This is a genomic window from uncultured Winogradskyella sp. (assembly GCF_947495255.1).
In the GTDB taxonomy this organism is placed as follows: domain Bacteria; phylum Bacteroidota; class Bacteroidia; order Flavobacteriales; family Flavobacteriaceae; genus Winogradskyella.
In genome coordinates, this window is sequence record NZ_CANLYI010000007.1 from 114,157 (window position 1) to 134,038 (window position 19,882).

Below are 19,882 nucleotides of genomic sequence, written 5' to 3' on the forward strand. Positions count from 1 at the left end.
TAGTTAAATGTAATGTTTGTGATTAGTCTATTTTTTTAAAATAAATTACACTGAAATTAATAAAATTTTTATTCTATTATGAACTACAAGACAACATAGAGCAACCTACTTTATGTCTTGCCCATTCTGGTCGTTTTGCAAACCATTTTTCAGAATTGGGTTGTTCATCGTAAGGTTTTTTTAATAGGTTAAACAATTCGTCTATTAATTTATAATCGCCCTTATCTGCATCATCAATAGCTAATTGCGCCATGTAATTACGAAGCACATACTTAGGGTTTCCTTTATTCATTTCCGATTTTCTTTCAGAATCTGATAATGATTCAAGTTTTAATCGTTCTTCATACGTTTTAAACCAAGCTGACCAACACTCTTTTATGGTCTTTGATATTTCTTCTGGTTTGTAAAATGCTTTTTCTATTACAGATTGCCATTCGTGTGTATTATCCTTCTCTAAATTGGCGAGGTTTCTAAAGAAAATGGTCATGTCTGTTTCAGATAATTGTAAAACATTTTCTAATTCTTCAATGAGCTGAATATCATTTCTATCTTCTAGTTTTAAACCTAATTTAGAACGCATCATGTTTTGAAGTTCTAATTGTACCTCTATTTGGTAATTATTCAGAATTTCTTCTAATGGTTCTGCCTCACCTACTAAGGGATAAATTGCGTTTGCTAATTGAATTAAATTCCAGAGTACAATATGAGGTTGTGTTCCAAAACGATACCTTTTGTGTGTGCTATCTGTTGTATTCGGCGTCCAACCTTGATCATAATCTTCTAACCAACCGTAAGGTCCATAATCTATAGTTAAACCAAGTATAGACATATTATCTGTATTCATTACACCATGAACAAAACCAACACGTTGCCAATGAATTACCATATCCATAGTGCGTTTGGTCACTTCTTTCATAAAAGCAATATAAACAGATTTTGAAGGCTCGCCTAAATCTGAATAATGATTTTTAATGGTATAATCTACTAGAGTTTTAAGCGTTTTATCATCGCCTTTTGATGCAAAAACCTCATAACTCCCAAACCTCAAAAATGATTCTGCCACCCTACTAACAATGGCGCCTTTTTCATAATCTGCATTGCCATTATACATAACATCTCTTAAGACCTGATCACCAGACAAACTCAAGGATAATGCTCTTGTTGTTGGCACACCTAAATGATACATAGCTTCGCTACAAAGGTATTCTCTAATAGAAGAACGTAAAACCGCCAATCCATCTGCAGAACGCGAATATGGTGTTTCACCTGCACCTTTTAATTGTAATGCCCAACGCTTATTATTATGTTCTATTTCTGTTAAATTAATAGCACGACCATCACCTAATTGACCTGCCCAATTACCAAATTGATGACCTGCATAACACATAGCATAGGGCTTTGTATTTCGTATTACCTCAGCACCTGTTACTACGTTTAAAAATGACTCTGTTTTAGCATCCGCTTCAGATAATCCTAAATTATCAAGCATTTCTGGTGATACATGAATTAATGAAGGATTTCCTGGTATTTTAGGAGTGACATAAGAAAAGCATGCTTCTTTAACCTGCCTTCTTGAGTTCTCTTCAATTTTATCAGCAGGAAGACTCTTATTAAACCTATCGTTTATCTTAAAATTTATAGCCATAATTAATTGGTATAATTATTCTGTAGTTTCTCCTTCAGTTTGAAGCACCATTGATTCTGAATTGATACAATAACGCAATCCACTTGGTTCTGGTCCATCAGGAAAAACATGTCCTTGATGCGCATCGCAAGTATTGCATTGTACTTCTACTCTAACCATACCAAAGGCTGTATCTCTAATATATTTTATAGCATTTTCTTTTATTGGTTGAGAAAAACTTGGCCAACCTGTACCTGAGTTAAATTTAATAGTAGAGTCGAATAAGGGTGTATTACAACAAATGCAATTATATTTACCAGCATCATAACTTGTACATAAACTTCCTGAGTTTGGCGCTTCTGTGCCAGCTTTACGTGTTATTCTAAATTGTTCAGGAGTTAAAATAGCTCTCCATTCATCTTCCGTTTTTTCAATTCTTCTATCTGGTTTAGGGTTTCCATTTACCGAAAAATTGATAATATCTTTCCAAGTTAACATAGCTCTTTTTTTAAATTATTTAGACGTAATAATATCTTTAAAATTACTAGTCACTACAAAAGTATCAAACTAATACTAAATTAATCACTCATTTAACGAAAGGGGTTTTTAATGTAGTTAATAGTTATTAAATAAAAAGACCACTAAAACTATCGTTTTAGTGGTCTTTTAGTGTAAAAGTGGAACTTGCTTAAACGCCTTAAATGAAATAACATCATTATAAGACACTTGTAGTATTTATTTAAAAGTATCAGTTAAAATTCTCAGTTAGGGGATAAGAATTTACTTAACTTTTAATAAACACTTTCATCGAGAGGGTTGTTAATAGGGCCTCAATGAATTAAGTGTTTGCTATTTTATTCTGAACGTATCCTTAATTAAAATTAAGGCGTTTATTCTGCAAGTCTCAACATGTTGCTATTAGCAGCATAGTTATATTTTGCGTCTAGACAAAAGTCTATAGATAAATTTAAATCTTTAAATATTCCAAATGGTGTAACACGATCATACAATCTTTTATATAAACCAATTAATAATTTTATTCCCATGGTATTAATAAGATAAGACTCTGAAATTCTTAACTCTACTAGCTCTGGGTTTTTAGCTAGTAATTTTGCCGATGCAATAGTAAAAGTGCCGCAAGTATCTCTTAAATCTATAAGAAACGGCATTGGTTTACCATCACATAATGTAATAATTGCCTTAATATATGACTCTACACTTTTTTCGTCTAATTTAATATTTGGGTCAGTATTACTAAATTCACAATAAAGAATTTCTGTATCGTCTGTCCAAAAAATGGCGTTGTTAAATCCTATTACTTTGCTCATGAGAATCTGTGTTCGCTTACTTCATTAAAAATCATATAGTCATTTTTACAAAAATTAACCGCAGCATCATAGCCTCGAAAAATTTTGTTTGGTACAACCTGTTTAACAATTATATTATTCAGAGAGAGTATTACCTTTAATTCTATAGAGTTAACTAAAAATATTCTAGAAAGAACTAATCTTTTTATTTGAGCACTCTTAGATATAATATTGAATATTTTTAAAGCACATGGTCTTTCTAAATTTTCTATATTAATCAAAAAAGGCATATATGTTCCTTTAGATAAAATAGGAATTGCATTATAAAAGATCTCTTCAATATTAGCCTTCTCATATTTACTAAAGAAAACAGAATCAAGATTACAATGAATTATATCTTGGTCTACCCAAAATTTAATTCCATCAAATTGAATTACGCTTCTCATAATTGTTTCATTTGGAAAACTAAATACCAATTGGTGTGCCAAAATTTATTTTTAATGCAAAATAAAATTATAAAGTATTGTTAATCAGAAACTTAAAATAAAAAGTAAGGAAAGTACAAAAAACAAAAATCACGGAATACCGTGACTTTGTTTTTTAAATTTATAGGAACTAACGGAATACCGTGATTATTCTATCGGCTTTTTTACGTCTAATTTAGACATTCTATCTCGTAACGTACTTGGCTTTAATTTTAACAATTCAGCAGCGCCTTGTGCACCTGTTATTTTCCAATTGCACTGCTCTAATACATGAAGAATGTGATTACGCTGAGCAGTATCTAATGATAGATCTTTAGTATTAATTGATTTTGCCTTTTGATTAGACGATTCAAATCCTGGTATTAACAATGTTTCATCTGAAGATAATATCGATGCACGCTCTATTAGATTCTCTAATTCTCTAATATTACCAGGCCAATTATAACTTTTAAGTTTATCCATAGCTTCATCAGTAATATACTTTATGTTTTTACCGTAAGCCTTATTAAATTTATCTACAAAATGCTCTACTAATAAAGGGATATCATCTTTTCGCATTTTTAATGGTGGAATATCTATAGGAAACACATTAAGTCTAAAATATAAATCTTCTCTAAATAATTTTTTTTCTATCTCCTCTTTAAGATTACGATTAGTTGCTGCAATAACCCTAACATTTAATTTTTTAACACCAGCACCACCAACAACTTCAATTTCTCCTTCTTGCAAAAATCTTAATATTTTTGGCTGCATATCTAATGGCAACTCACCTATTTCATCTAAAAACAATGTGCCATTATCTGCTAATTCAAATTTCCCTATTTTATCATTAAAAGCACCAGTAAATGACCCTTTTTTATGCCCAAATAACTCACTCTCAAAGAGTTCTCTTGGTATTGCGGAACAATTAACCTTAATTAAAGGATGATTATTTCGGTGACTAATATTATGTGTTGCTCTTGCTAATAATTCTTTACCAGTGCCAGATTCACCAAGTAAAAGAACGGTTGCATCAGTTGGTGCCACCTTTTCTATTTCGGATAATACATTACCAAATGCTGCACTTCCATAAACCATTTCTTCATAATTAAAAACAAGGTCTAACTCATTTCTAAGGTAAACGTTTTCTTGCTCTAACTTCTCACGTAAAACATTTAACTCACTATTTGCCTCAGACAGTTCTGAATTTGCTAATACAAGATTCTTTTCTGCTAATTTGCGTTCATTACTTTCTACCATTAACGAAACTATACTTGCTATAGAAGTCGCAAACTCTTGCTCTTCTGCTGTCCAATCTCTTAAATCATCTCCTTCATGCGCAAAACATATTATACCATAACTTCCATTTGCACTATTAATTAGTACATCCATTAAAGAACTAATGTTATTAGGTAATAAATAAGATTCCGCGAATGGTTTAGTAAGCTCATCATTAATGGCATCTTTAATAAGTATAGATTGATTGCTTTGTAATGCATTAAAATAACTTGGATTATCAGAATAATTCAAGCCATAATTGTCTTCAGAGTATTCCTTATCTAACGTATATTGATTTTCACAAACTATTGCACTTTTATCTTCATTGAAACTCCATATACTTACGCGCTCTACATTTAAAGTTTGTGACGCTAATTTTGTTATTCTTTTTAATGATATACTTAAATCTTGACCTACTAATTTAGCCAACTCTAATATCACCTTTTTCTTTTGGGTAGATTTTTTTTCTTTATTAATTAAAAGTTGCTTAGATTTCTCTTCTTCTGAAATATCTTTGATTGTAGCATATACAGCTATAACTTCTTCTTTTTTGTTTTTAATGGTACCAGTAAAAAATGAAGCCTTAATTTTTTCTCCACTTTTTTTAATTATATCAAAATAAATCTCTTTAGATTTTCCTTGTGCAACATCTGTATAACTATTTAATACCTTATCATAGTCTTCTTTTTGCCAAAATGGATAAGGATGTGCATGACTTAGTAATTCTCCTTTAGAATATCCTGTTATTTTACATAAAGAATCATTGACCAATATAAGTTTTGTGTCTAGACCTGCAATTAGCAAACCTTCTTGCATAGACATAATTAACTTTTCGTTAAATTCTATAGACAACCTTAATTCTACCTCTGCTTTTCTACGTTCTGTAATATCTTGTATGGTTGCAAAATTTGCTATTTTATTCCCATTTTCATCGTTAATTCTAGAGACAATAATTTGTACAGGAAATCGCTCTCCATTTTTACGTACATAGATGTTTTCGTAACTTGTTAAATTTTTATTCTCTGTTAACAACCGGTAGTGCTCATTATTGCTTTCTGCCAATTCTGGAGCTGAAAATGGATAAGGTCGTTTAACTCCTAATAATTCTTTTTCTGAAAAACCTGTCATTTTACAAAAAGAAGGGTTGACACTTATGATTTCTGACTCTAGGTTAATAGTATATAAACCTTCTTGCATTGACTCTAAAAGTCCAGAAGAAAATTCTTTTTCTTTTTTAATAGCTTTTAGTATTTTCTGGCGCTCTGTAATATCTCTAACAATACTTACAACCTTACCATCTATATCTCTTTTTGCAGAAATTTCGCCTTCAATAATAGTTCCGTTTTTGCAAATTAATTGTCTTTGAAAAACGACAGCTTTACCGTCTAAAATATTTTGATAAATATTTTTATCTCTTATGATGTCATCTACTAAAAAATCTTGAAGTCTTAATTTTAGAAATTCTTCTCTAGTATATCCTAACGTTAAGTACGAAGCTTTATTAAAATCGAAAATAGTACCATCAAAATCATACGTAATAATGGCATCAATAGCCTGATTAATTAACGATTTATAAGACTCGTCTTTCTTTTTTATTTCATTGACAATCCTCGACTTTTCAATTGCTATTTTCGCTAAATTTAACACGGAGTTAAACTCATTAATATCCTCTAATGAAGGCGCTGATATAGTATTGCTGTAAATAGCAAAAGTACCTAAAACCTCATCACTTTTAGATAATATAGGGAGCGACCAGCACGACTTTAAATTATAACTTAATGCAATATCTTTATAATCTTTCCATAATCTATCTTCACTTATATTAGATACAATTACAGGTTCCTTTCTATAAGCCGCTGTACCACAAGAACCTACATTTTCACCAATTACTATTGTTTTTAAAGCTTCAATATACTTTTTAGGTAAAGATGGCGCAGCTTCAGTATGAAGATGTATACCATCAGCGTCAAGAAGGCTAATAGAGCTTAAACTTTCTGGATGAATAGATTCGAAATTGAGTAACATTCTATTAAAAACTTCATTTAAAGGCGTGTTTACGGCTAATAAGTCTAATATTTCGTTTTCATGAATTAATAATTGTTCTATTTTTTCACGCTCTATAATTTCTTTTTCTAGGTCTAAATTTTTCTGCTCTAGTTTACTAATGAGTCGTTTGCTATAAAACTTTAAAACTTCTTTTTCAGTGAAATCATCTTGAATAAACGCTTTTGATTTTACCGCTTTTTCTTTTAGAATATCCTCAACTATTGACACCATACTATCATAGTCCGTTGGCTTTCTTAAAAATCTTGCAGCACCTAACTTTAACGCTAGGTCCTCGTCTAATTTTTCGGTGTAAGTAGAGGTGTAAAATACAAATGGAATGTCTTTATAGGCTTCTTGTTTTTTACAAGCTTGACAAAACATATAACCATCCATAACTGGCATTAAAATATCTGAAACAATAAGGTCTACCTCATTTTTAGATAATACTTCTAATCCTTCTTTTCCGTCACCTGCTTCGAGAACTTTAAATCCTGACTTCTCAAATATGACTCTAAGCAAATACAGATTTTCAAAAATATCGTCTACTATTAAAATAGTATTCATACCACTATAACTATTGTTTTGCATTATAAATTTTTTCCATTTCCGACACAAAAGTATCTGGATTAATTGGTTTTTCTAAATAACCATCTGCACCTGCCTCAATTGCTTTTTCCCTATCTCCTCCCATGGCATAAGATGTAACTGCTATTATTGTTGTATTTTTTGGCAAGCCATTATGCCTTAATTTTAGACAAATCTCATAACCGTCCATGTCTGGTAACTGAATATCTAGTAAAATTATTTCAGGATGATTATTATGAGCTAAATTTAGTCCATCTCTTCCATTAAAAGCTTTAATCACTTTATAATTATTGTTGGTTAGTAAATACGATAACATATACATATTTTGCTCGTTATCTTCTATTATTAAAATAGATAAACTCATTGCTTCCTAATTAAAAATTTCATTAACAGTAAGTTACAAAAAATACAGCACTTTTTAAATTTAATTAATTTAAAACTTTAAAGGTATCGTAAATGTAAAATTGCTTCCTCTACCCGTTTCGCTCTCCACCATAATTGTACCTCCTAATTTTTCTATTAAGCTCTTACTAATTGTTAAGCCTAAACCTGTTCCTTCATGTTTTCTATTTAAACCTCCTTCTAACTGAACAAATGGCTGAAATAACTTAACGATATCTTCTTTAGCAATTCCTAAACCTTCATCTATTACCTGCGTCACAGCAAATTCACCTTCCACACCTACTTTTATTAAAATAGTCCCTTGATCAGAAAATTTAATCGCATTAGAAATTAAGTTTAAAAGTACTTGTTCTATTCGCCTTTCATCACTGACTAAAGTAATATCTAAATTAGAGATTTCCGTCATTAACTTAAGACCTTTTTTGGCAACTTGTGGCTCTAAAAACTCAATAGTTTTTTGTAATGAAGCGAGATAATTAAAAGGCGAAAATGACACATTTAATTTACCAGCTTCTATTTTAGAAATATCTAAAACATCATTTATTAAGCCCAATAAATTTTGCCCACTACCCTTAACCATTGCGAGTTGTTTCTTTTGCTCGTCATTTAATGGACCCGCTAACTCTTTTAACAGAATACCAGTAAAACCAATGATAGAATTCATTGGTGTTCTTAACTCATGCGACATAGTTGCTAAGAATGCAGACTTCATTAAATCGGCTGATTGTGCTTTTTCTTTTTCTTTTTCTAACTCAATAGATTGAGAATTTATATCTTCTAAAAGATTTAATAAGGCTTCTTTACTATCATTAAGTTCTTCTGTACGCTGATTAACTAACTTTTCTAGATTATTTTTAAAATTTAAAAGTTCGTTTTTGCTGATTACTCGTTCTGTAATATCTTGTAACGTACCAAAGGTTTTTACTGGATTTTGATTTTCATCATAAAGAATTTCGCATTGTTCATCAATATGTTTTATTCGATTATTACCAAATAACAAGCGATATGTTAAATGATATGGTTTTCTATTCTGTATTGACTCCTTAATCGTTTTAATTACAGAATCTCTATCTTCTGGATGAATGATATCATAAAACCCATTAAGAGTTACCTTAAAATTTTTAGAGTCTTTTTCTATTATTCTATAAACTTCTTCTGACCAGGTTAAATCATTTGTTTTTAAATTAAGCTCCCAACTGCCAAGTTTTGCAATCTGTTGTGCTCTATTTAAATTTGATTCACTCTTTTTTATTTGATTTTCTGTAGTTTCATGAATATATTTTAACTGTAACTCTTGTTTTTCTAGCTTTTTGGTAACCAACCTTTTAAATCGTTCTGACTGTCCGTTTAAATACCATGCAACCCAACCTCCTATTAGTGAAATAATTAAACCAATAATCACAAACCAAATCATCGTGTTTGTTTTATTATGCCTTGGTACTACATATAGTTTCCATTCTCCAAAAGATAACTCTATAGGCACAGCAAACTCCTCAATAGACGACAAATCATTTTCTAAAAAAAAATCTTCTTCTCCTGTTGATCTATTGACCCTAGATAATTGATAATCAAAATTATTATCATTGATATGGTCTATTTTTAAATCTTCAAAAAAAGTAGAAAGCCTTGTAACAACGGCAGAAAATCCCAAAAATTTATCATTTATAAAAATTGGCTGTCTACTTACAATACCAACACCACCTTGCTTTAAATTAACAGGGCCTGCTATATAAAAATCTTTGCTTTTTATAGTAGCAAGAGCGCCTGTGCTAGCCGCTTTACTCGTTAAAATATTAAAACCAATGACTTCATTATCTTTTAAAGGATAAACATGAGTTATAACACCAGTACTATCAACTAACTCTACAGCATCGAAATAATCTTGATGCTCTAATAGATTCTTAGCTATATCCTCAAAATCTTCGGGAATTCCATTTCGTTCTACGATGTAAGCAAGTGATTTTGTTGCAGAATAATTGTACATAATTAAGGCCTGCAATTTGTCTTTAATAAAACTTATTTCGCTATTTAACTCTCGTCTTTGCTCATTTTTGCTTATCAAATATTTCTGATACGCAATATATTGAGTAATGAATAGAAGTAAAGCAAAAGTTAATAAACCAGCTACTAAAGGTTTTTTTAAATATTGAAAAAAAGCACTACGTTTCATCTCTAGACTAATTTAGCTGATTCCCATATATTAATATTAGTCCAATTATTCATTTTTATTATTTAGTTCTTTTATCATATTTTTTAACTCCCTCATTCTTAATTCCCTTCCAACAAAAAGTTTATTCATGCGTTCTAATTCTAAGTTTTTAGAATGCACCTCTTCAGTTCTTAATTCTACCAATTCTTCTAAGTTATTTCTATAGCTTTCTAATTCTAACTCTGTTATTTTATTTTCTGTATTGTTTATAACAGCAAAAAGCGCATGTGTTTCTCCTGCTATTTCTATGGCTTCAACAGAACATAATAAACTTATTCTTTTACCACTAACTAATGTCCTATCTATTTGTTCATTATGTAAAAAGCCATTTTTCATTAATTTTTCAAATAGTCTATTTTTTTGATCAAAATAAAAATCATCTAATACATCTACTTTGGCCTCTTCCATTGTTTTACCAATTAAATGCTCTCGTGTAGACTCTAACATTTTTGCCATTGTTTTATTAACATCAACTCTAACCTGATCTGTATTTACAATAGAGTATCCTATTAAACTTGAATGAAATACCTTAGAGAATTTTTCTTCACTTTCCGTAATACTTTTTTCAATTTCTATACGCTCTGTTACATCTTGAACCATAGACAAAAACGATTCTACCTCACCATCTGGTGAGAATAAAACGGAATTATACCATTCGCAATAAATTGTGTTATTTTCTTTAGTATTGTTACGATTAATACATCTGTTAATTTTTACATCTCCACTAATTAGTTCTTTATAAATAATGCTTGTTATACCTTTATCTTGTTCATAAACTAACCCTAATTCCTCAAAGTGTTTACCTATTACATCAGCTTCTTCCCAACCAAATATGTTGTAAGCTTGTATAGACCAATTAGTAATTTTAAAATCTTTATCCCATTCTATAATGGCTAAAGGTGAGTTATTTATATGAGTTGTGAGACGTTGGTGTGATCTTCTAATTTGTTCATCTACTTTTTTGCTCTCGGTAATATCTCTAAGAACACCAATTATTTGTCTATTATCATTGTAATTAACAAACCTTGTTTTTTTAATAGAAAAAGTACGAGCTTCTTTATTATTTATGCTAACCGATTCTTCGGTAACAATTTCCTCTCCTGTTTCAATAACTTTTCTATCCATATCTAGAACGGTTTTAGACTCTATAGATGAAATTTTATCAGTTAGAGTTTTACCTAAAATGGCTTCTCTAGGCATTCCAAAGATTGAGCAAAATGCATCATTTACAAGTATTAACCTACTTAGATCGTCTTTTACAAAAATAGGGTCACCTATATTATTAATTATATTATTAAGGTATTGCTTATTTTTAACAACTAATTCTTCTGCATTTTTACTGTCTGTAATGTCTAATGTTATACCGATATAACCATTAAAGTTATTATTTTCATCATAAGTTCTAATGGCTTTATTAGACAACCAAGAAACACTTCCATCTTCATGAAGATGTCTAAATACTAAATTAAATCCTTTTCCTGTTGAAACTGACTTTTCCCATTCTCTAATTGACATTTCTTTATCCTCTGGATGTATGGCATTTGACCAACCAAAACCCATAGCATCATCAAAGGATTGACCTGTATAATTCATCCATTCTTGATTAACATAATTGCATGAGCCATTTTTATCTGCCTGAAAAATAGCTACAGGTGCTTTAGAAATTAAACGTTTAAATAGTTTCTCGTTATTTATAAGTTTTATTTCTACTTTTTTCCTTTCTGTAATATCGATTACCGTACCTTGATATTTAATTGAATTCCCTAAGTCATCATCTACAACTTCTGTTTGCACCATTACATATCTAATATTACCATTTTTCAAAAGAATACGATACTCATAAGGCTCTGAACTTTTACTTTTAATTTTATCTTCGGTTATAGTTTTATGAAAATCGCGATCTTCTGGATGTATGGCATCTGCAACAGTATTATATTTCAATTCTGTATCTCTATCAACATCGTATAATTCATACATTAAATCAGACCAAAATATTTTATCAGTTACCATATCCCAACTCCAATACCCAATTTTACCAATTCTTATAGCAGATTCAATTTTTCTTTGCATTTCTGCAATTTTTTGCTCTTCTTTTTTGCGTTCTGTCACATCTCTTATAACGCCTATTATAAATTTGTTGCCATTAGCATCAATAAATCTTGTTTTTTTCGTAGAAATTGACCTCGTTTCAATACTGTTTAAATTTACAGTTTCCTCATTTACATTTTCTATACCTGTATTTAATACATGTCTATCATTACTTAAAAAGCGATCACGTTCCTCTGAAGGCACATTTTCTGCTAATGTTTTTCCTATAATATTTTCCTTGGTTGTATTAAAAATTGAACAAAGTGCATCGTTAACTAGTATCATTCTGCTTTGATCATCTTTTACAAAGACAGGATCACCAATATTATTTAAAATATTTTCTAGATACTTTTCGCTTTCTATAAGTTGATCTTCTGCTTTTTTTCTTTCAGTGATGTCTAAATTCATACCAATGTAACCATACAATTCCTTGCTGGCATCATACAATCCCACAGCTCTAACAGACATCCATGTTACCACATTTTCTTTAGTTACAAATCTAAAATCTACATTAAACTTGGTTTTAGACATCACGAATTTCTCCCATTCTATTAAAACCCTATCATAATCATCATCATGTATAGCTTTTGCCCAACCAAAACCCATTGACTCCTTAAACGTTAGTCCGGAATATTTTAGCCATTCTTCATTAACAAAATTACACGCACCTTCTTTATCTGTTTTAAAAATACCTACAGGAGCATTAGCTGTTACACCTCTAAAAAGCAACTCACTATTAATTAATTCTTCTTCGGCTTTCTTTCTTTCTGTAATGTCTATAGCCATACCAGTATAACCATTTAAGTTATAGTCAGCATCAAAAATACCAACGGTTTTTACAGATACACTAACGACTTTTTGGTTTTTATGTAAGAATCTAAATTCTGTTTCTAATTCAAGTCTTCCAGAAGCTATATAGTCTTGCCATTCTACTGAAATTCTTTCTCTATCATCTGGATGTATTGCTTCTGCCCAACCATACCCCATTGACTCCTCATAAGTTAAACCTGCATATTGCATCCACTTCTCATTTACATAACTACAAGAACCATCTATCTCAGTTTGAAATATACCAGATGGTGCTTCAGATGTCATTCGTTTAAAGAGTCTCTCGCTATTTATTAATTTTTCTTTATCCTCTTTGGCTTGTGTAACATCTAAGCAAATTCCTATATAACCATATAATTCATTATTTGAATTGTAATTTCCTACAGCCTTAACAGAAATAAACAGAACCTTTCCATCGGCATTACGGAACCTAAAATTCTCATTAAACTCATCACCAGTTGGCACCACTTGCATCCATTCTTTTAGTACTCTATCTCTATCTTCAGGATGTATAGCATTGGTCCAACCAAAACCCATAGCGTCTTCAAATGACATTGCTGCGTATTCTATCCATTGCTTGTTTACATAGTTACAAGTTCCGTCTAGAGCCATTTTAAATATTCCGGCAGGCACTGTAGACGTTAACTCTCTAAACAGTAATTCATTATTTATTAAATCCTCTTCCGCTTGTTTTTGTTCTGTAATATCTCTTACAGTACCATGAAATTTTATGGGTACACCAGATGCATTCTCTATAACCTCCATCTGTACTCTTACATATTTTAAGGTTTTGTCTTTACCTAAAATTCTATATTCAAAAGGCTTGCTACTTTTATTATTTATTCTGTGCGTACTAAATTCATTGTAAGAACTTTTATCATCAGGATGCACTTTATTTAATACGGTATTAATCTCAATTTTTGTATCTCTATTTACATCGTAAATTTCATACATAAAATCTGACCAATAAATTTCATCCGTAGTTATATCCCAAGACCAATGGCCAATTTTACCAATTCTGATGGCAGCTCGCATTTTCTGCTGCGCATCTAATATTTCGTTTTCGGCTTCTTTACGTTTTGAAATATTAGTTGCTACTATCCCTAAAGCAATTGGATTGTTTGAAACTTCATCTCTAATTAAAAAACCAGACATTTCTATTGGGATTAACTTATTGGTTTTAAAATTTTGTAAATGTGCTTCACCACTCCATTTTTCGTCAGATAGAATACTAGGCACTTGCTCGTCCTGAATTACTTTTTTATAATAATCGGGAAAGAAGTTTGTTATAGAATCTGGTAAGTTTTCGTCATCGTCTAATCCTACTAATGCTCTACCATTAGAATTTAGATAAAATGGTTTCCCTTCTAAGGAGGCTAGGCCAATAAATTCATCACTCGTATTTATTAAAGAACCTAACATTTGATTAGAGCTGTCTATTTGTTTCTTTTCGGTGATATCTCTAAAATATATTGTAAGACCATCTTTTGATGGATAAACTCTGTTTTCAAACCATTGATCTAAAGGCTTATAATAATCTTCGAAATATATTGTTTCTTGGGTTTCAACGGCTTTATGGTAAATTTGATAAAAGGAAAGCCCCTTTCCTTCCGGAAAAACTGTCCAAATATGTTTACCTATTAATTCTTCAGGTGTTTTACCTAATAGATCAGCTGCTTTTTTATTTATATAAGTATAATACCAATCAGAGTCTAAAGAAATTAAACCATCAGTAACATTATTTAAAGTAGATTCAACATCAAATGTTAAATTTTGTTTTACACCTTTTTCATTAATATGAGCTGCGCCCTTTGTTTTATTATTTTCTATTCTAGAAAATATGCCTCTTTTTAGGTTGGTACTATCCTTCAAGTGTGATTTCTCGTCATCAAAATATTTTAAATAAAAATAAAGTATCGATGTGTATACTAATGCAATTATAGATTTACTTACAATTTCAATCATTAATGATGACTCTAATACTGCAGAATTATCGAAAGAAATTAAATTATAAATCACGGCATCAAAAACTAAAACAATGGTAAGTGCTATAAACACTGAAAATAAAAACGGAACCTTTTTAATTTTTTTAATTAAAAATTGATAAATAACTACCAACATTAAAAGCTCAATGATTAGTAATGCTGTGCTTATTAACAAATGTTTAATACTGGTACTAATTAAGCCATTAGAAGTAATAACATCACCCAATTGATTACCAGTAAATTGATATGCATTAGCAATCTGCAACATTAAGGACATTACAACATTAGATACTACAACACCAATAATAACGCCTCTTGCATTGGCGAGCCCCTCTTTTATGTAAATTAATAAAATGGCAAATAACAATCCACTAAACAGAATTGTTGATACTGGGTAAAGTATAGTATCATCTAAAATTTTGACACTAAATATTTGTCCTAGATTGGACTGAAAATACTGTACTGCACCCAAAAGAATAAAAAGTGGAGCCAAGCCAATTTTAGACCTGAGCTTATAAAGGAAAAGGAAACTAAAGGACATCAAAAGAAATCCTAAAAAAATAGAAATATAAATAGTCATAAAGCGGTTTAGTTATTGGAGCAAAAGAAGTTAAGGGCTTATTCGCATAAAAAACTATTAGGCATAATTTACATAAATATTCTGACTATCACATTAAATGTGAATAACAAATAATAAGTTGAAAGCTATTGATCCATTTTTTTTAAAATGGAATAACTAATTACTTTTAATTAATAAACAAATATCATACAGACTAAGAGACTTTGCTCAGAGTAAACGAATTAAGAAAAGAGAACAAAAGAAATAGTTAATATAGGACAGAGCTAAGAGAAAAAACAAGACAACTCAATACACTGAACAATAATAACTTACTAATAAAAAAATAAAAAAAACTAATTTCTAGGGTTTATAATTTTGAAGTCTTATTGTTTAACAATGAAAATAGAAACTAAAATGTTTAGGCCTTCTTTTCTGACGCTTCTATAAGTTCTAATCGTATTTGTTTTATGGTCTTTGTACTATTATCATGACTCCAACCTGGAGGACCAAATACATACATAAATTTATCACTCCACTTTTTAGATTTTTTCATATCATCCCAAATATTCTTGTATTCGTGAGTAAGAATTACAAAAATATTATATGAATTAGGCGGTGTAGAAACGCCGTATTTTATAGAAATAGACTCATCTAATTCTTTCCAAGTACCAAAAATTCTATCAAAAACATTAAGAATTCCACCATGATTTTTATCCATATACTCAATATTTTGAGCATGATGCACCTGGTGCATTGTATGAGTATTTAGAATTTTATCAATAAACCCAAGCTTTTTTACATACTGCGTATGTAATTGAAACTGCCACAAAGATTCAATACCTAAACATACAACAAGCATTTCTGGCGGAAAACCGATTATCACAACCCAAACATAAAAAAATGGTTTATAAAACAAGGTAAACCAACCGTTTCTAACTGCAGTTCCTAAATTAAAATTATCTGAAGAATGATGCACAATATGTGCCGCCCAAAAAATCCTTACCATATGGTTTTGTCTATGAAACCAATAATAGGAGAAATCATCTAACAGCATGCAAATAACCCAAATATACCAAGCGTATCCAAAAGATTCCCATCCCATAATATTTGTGCGCACACCATCTACTAGTGGATTAAAAAGGTCGTAAGCAAAATTAAAAATAAGCATCACAGATACTGTTTTTAACAATGCTCCTAAAATAGCAGAACCTACACCAAGTGATAAACTAGAAATTAAATCTTTTCGTTTATATAACTTTTTATTATCAAAAGTTTTACTGTAAGAAAGTTCAAGAGCTATAAAACCTAAAAAGCAAGGCACTCCATAAACTAAGGGGTTTGTAATATCCATGTATTTAAATATCTAATATGAGTTGATGTTATAATTAAAAAACGATGTCTCAACTCCCATTAAATAAAGAGAAACGAATACGCATTAAAAGATTCTATTTATATTATTTTCTTATTCTGAATCTATATTGAAACAAGAAAATTAAATTTATTTACCGATACAATATTTAACTACCCTTGTATTCATTAGTGCTATTGTATTTGGGCAACAAATAGCATACAAAAAATGGATAATAAGAGAAGATTGACAACAACTATTAATAAATAGAGCAACAAATATAGTATAAAAAAAACCGCTCGATTAGAGCGGTTTCCAAATAAAAACACCAAGCATTAATTAGCTGTACCAGAGCCTAAATAAATACTGTTTGATACTTGACTACCATCAGCAGTAATAAAAGCCATAAATAGCTCTACTGTATCTCCTGCATAAGTTGTTGGGATTGGAATAATTTGAGAACCTACTGTTCTGTCTGCTCCATCAAGTAAAGAAATAGATTCCTTTTTTGATGGATTGTAAACCAATAACATCGCCTTGTCAGTAGCATTTGCGTTACCTTCAGCAGAGTTATCATCCCACCCAAAAGTTACTTCTCCAGCAGTTGCTAAATCAGTCGTTGGGTTTAGCACACCAGATAAACCTCCTCGACTTACTAAAGCGTTTGGATAGTCAACAACAAAGTTAGGTTCAGTACCTGTAATAGCATTATTCAATACATACGACATTGCAGCATTAAATTCTGTTTTCTTAACAGCTAACCCTTTATATCCTAACTTAATAAAAGGCTTTACAGCCTGTAAAAATTCTAAAGTGGCAGTAAACTTGGTTCTTTGGTTTACTTGACCAACAGTTCTTGGATTGGCTACACTTGAAGGTTTAATTCTAATGTAATCAATTCCTTTCCAGCTTCCACCGATAACGTTACCAACCTTACCTGAAAGACCTCCTAAAATACCTTGAGCAATTTTACCCATAACATAAATAATTTAAATGAAACATAATTTTCTTCGGACTTGGTACGGACTTAACACGAAGTTGTACCTTCCGCTGAAATATATGGCAAGTTTTATGCTATTCTTTTGATATGGATTTTGTTGCTTTAGATTGCTTCTTTTTGCATTTTAGAAAATAAACTTTGGATATATGATACTTTCAAATCTGCCATTTTCGAAATGACTTTTTGAAGTTCGGCTTCTTTTTCACAAATTGCTGACACTATATTAATATGCTTTTGCAATTGAAATTCATTATTTATTAATGATATAAAACTATTTTTTAGAGTATTTCTGCAATCATCTATTGAAATAAACGGAATAACACTTCCTTTTAAATAGTAAGCGTAAAAACCGCCTATTTGCAACATCATAGATAAGTGAAAAAGTGTGTGTTTTACCTCTTCTGTTGTAGTAGTGACAACGAAACAGTTAGCACAGGATTTTAAGAGTGGTTTTCCGCTGTTTAGACCTTTATTTAGAATGAAAAAATGAGGGTTCGAGTAGGTTCTTCCGATTTGGTGTGTTTTTAGTTCAAAAGTTGACATAGCTATCCAATTTAAAATTGCTTCGCTACGCTTCGCGCCATTATTTTTTTTGAAAAGAAAAAAGATAGCTATAGTTGTTGTGGCGTGGGTAAGGCTGTCAAGGTTTTTGGATAAAAGTTTTTTGAGTTGAATGTCTAAATCAAAAGAAAAAGGGTATTGAAAAAAGTTTTATTCAAAACCCGTAGGGCTTGACCTTTATAGCCTTGTGCGGTTGGCAGAGGTAGCCACATATATTTGCCATCTTTTTTTATTTTAATATTTCAAATCGGTTTAAACTTGATTCAATTTACTTTTAACTTTTCTGGGGAATTAACACTTAAAAAAATAGGTTTCAGTTCGTATTTGAGCGTTGGATGAAGCGTTTGTATATGTAGCGTTTTAAATAGTTGTTTGATAAAACAGCATTTAAACAAGCTACTTATACAGGACTTTTAGACAATAGCTTATTGCTTTTTTGAGGCACGATAAAAAGTAATGTGCTATGGCGTACTACAAAATATTGTAAACCTATTTTTTTATATCCTATTTCTTGGGTGGTGGGGAAAAGTGGACTTTAATATTTGTTAGTGAAATGAAACAAACAAAGACTTGAGGTAAGGAATACTTGGACTTAACGATGGTTTTGTGCAGTTGAATGAGATAACGAATATTATAATAAATTAACGTTACCCTTTGAATGTTCGACTGTTTAATGTTTGTTCAAAATGTAGTTAGAAGTTCGGATGTGAGCGTTGGAATAGCGGATATTTTACATAATAGCAGTTATAGCGACGAAAATATAATAACACGCCGTAGGCAACCTCTGAAAGGATTTTTGCTCCTATAACTTCTATTATGTAACATAGCTTGGGATTGGTTTTGTGGCGTAATAGTTGTTTTGAGCGTTGGCAATGGCTCTTTGCTTTTTTATTGTACCAATTTTATAAAATAACGACGTTTAAATAAAACAAGCAATGTGCTATTATAGGGTTGGCTACAAGTATTATGACATAAAACCAATTATGCATTGGCGCGCGGAACAACACAAAAGACAGAGGATTTTGAGGTACGAAAAAACTGGGTTTTGGGTTGTGGGGAATAAAAAAGAGCCTTCCGAAAAAGACTCTTTCATTTTTGTTTAATGGTCGTGATTTGAATGGTCATCACTTTTTTCTTCACCAGATTGATTCATCATCATTTCGTGGTCGTATTTACAACAACCTGGTAAACCATCATATGCTTCTTCATCACCTGCTACTTTTTCGGTATCATATCCTGAAGCTGCGATTGCTTTATGGATTGCCATTGCATCGGTTTTTGTATCATCAAAAGACACATCAATCTTCTTCTTATCGACATCCCAATTAGCACTTGCTACACCTTCAACACCGTTAGCTGCTTTTTCGATAGTGTTTTTACACATACCGCAATTTCCTCTTACACCAAAAGACAGGTCTGTCATTGCCATATCTTTAGACATTTCAGTAGTTGTGGTTTCTGTTTCTTTTTTGGTTTCGTTTTTACAACTTGTTAAACCTAATGCTGCTATTACAGCTACACTTAAAATTACTTTTTTACTCACGTCGATTACATTTTTGTTTTTGTGTTCGTGATTTTTCTTTGAAAAATTCATTGTT

The 19,882-nt window shown here is 30.8% G+C and carries 12 protein-coding genes; all 12 read right to left on the reverse strand.

The window, feature by feature from the left end; genetic code table 11:
• Window positions 1–76: 76 nt before the first annotated feature.
• The 12 genes from Q0807_RS12580 to Q0807_RS12635 all read right to left on the reverse strand — a co-directional run bounded on the left by Q0807_RS12580 (window position 77) and on the right by Q0807_RS12635 (window position 19,878).
• Window positions 77–1,645 carry a YdiU family protein gene (locus Q0807_RS12580; protein WP_299110386.1) on the reverse strand — a complete coding sequence of 523 codons (1,569 nt, stop codon included), beginning with the start codon at window positions 1,643–1,645 and terminating at the stop codon, window positions 77–79.
• A gap of 15 nt (window positions 1,646–1,660) precedes the next feature.
• A complete protein-coding gene (gene msrB / locus Q0807_RS12585; protein WP_299110387.1) occupies window positions 1,661–2,122 on the reverse strand; it encodes a peptide-methionine (R)-S-oxide reductase MsrB in 462 nt (153 codons plus the stop codon).
• Between the two features lie 392 nt (window positions 2,123–2,514).
• Complete coding sequence (locus tag Q0807_RS12590) at window positions 2,515–2,952, reverse strand: hypothetical protein (RefSeq protein ID WP_299110388.1); 438 nt, start codon at window positions 2,950–2,952, stop codon at window positions 2,515–2,517.
• Window positions 2,949–3,377, reverse strand: a complete 429-nt coding sequence (locus Q0807_RS12595; protein ID WP_299110389.1) for a hypothetical protein — start codon at window positions 3,375–3,377, stop codon at window positions 2,949–2,951. The genes Q0807_RS12590 and Q0807_RS12595 overlap by 4 nt, the downstream gene beginning before the upstream one ends.
• 186 nt (window positions 3,378–3,563) lie before the next feature.
• A complete protein-coding gene (locus tag Q0807_RS12600; RefSeq protein ID WP_299110391.1) occupies window positions 3,564–7,307 on the reverse strand; it encodes a sigma 54-interacting transcriptional regulator in 3,744 nt (1,247 codons plus the stop codon).
• Entirely contained in the window at window positions 7,294–7,668 is a 375-nt protein-coding gene (locus tag Q0807_RS12605; protein ID WP_299110392.1) for a response regulator, read from the reverse strand. The genes Q0807_RS12600 and Q0807_RS12605 overlap by 14 nt, the downstream gene beginning before the upstream one ends.
• A gap of 69 nt (window positions 7,669–7,737) precedes the next feature.
• The gene (locus Q0807_RS12610; RefSeq protein ID WP_299110393.1) at window positions 7,738–9,876 is read right to left on the reverse strand and encodes an ATP-binding protein; all 2,139 of its coding nucleotides are present in this window, start codon (window positions 9,874–9,876) and stop codon (window positions 7,738–7,740) included.
• Window positions 9,877–9,921: 45 nt separating this feature from the next.
• Complete coding sequence (locus Q0807_RS12615) at window positions 9,922–15,396, reverse strand: PAS domain S-box protein (RefSeq protein ID WP_367180256.1); 5,475 nt, start codon at window positions 15,394–15,396, stop codon at window positions 9,922–9,924.
• A gap of 397 nt (window positions 15,397–15,793) precedes the next feature.
• Complete coding sequence (locus tag Q0807_RS12620; RefSeq protein ID WP_299110395.1) at window positions 15,794–16,726, reverse strand: sterol desaturase family protein; 933 nt, start codon at window positions 16,724–16,726, stop codon at window positions 15,794–15,796.
• A 332-nt stretch (window positions 16,727–17,058) separates the two neighbouring features.
• Window positions 17,059–17,700, reverse strand: a complete 642-nt coding sequence (locus Q0807_RS12625; protein WP_191099767.1) for a DUF6266 family protein — start codon at window positions 17,698–17,700, stop codon at window positions 17,059–17,061.
• A gap of 125 nt (window positions 17,701–17,825) precedes the next feature.
• Entirely contained in the window at window positions 17,826–18,266 is a 441-nt protein-coding gene (locus tag Q0807_RS12630; RefSeq protein ID WP_191099766.1) for a hypothetical protein, read from the reverse strand.
• 1,117 nt (window positions 18,267–19,383) lie between these two features.
• On the reverse strand, window positions 19,384–19,878 hold the full coding sequence (locus tag Q0807_RS12635) for a heavy-metal-associated domain-containing protein (RefSeq protein ID WP_115839041.1): 495 nt from the start codon (window positions 19,876–19,878) through the stop codon (window positions 19,384–19,386).
• Between the last annotated feature and the right edge of the window lie 4 nt (window positions 19,879–19,882).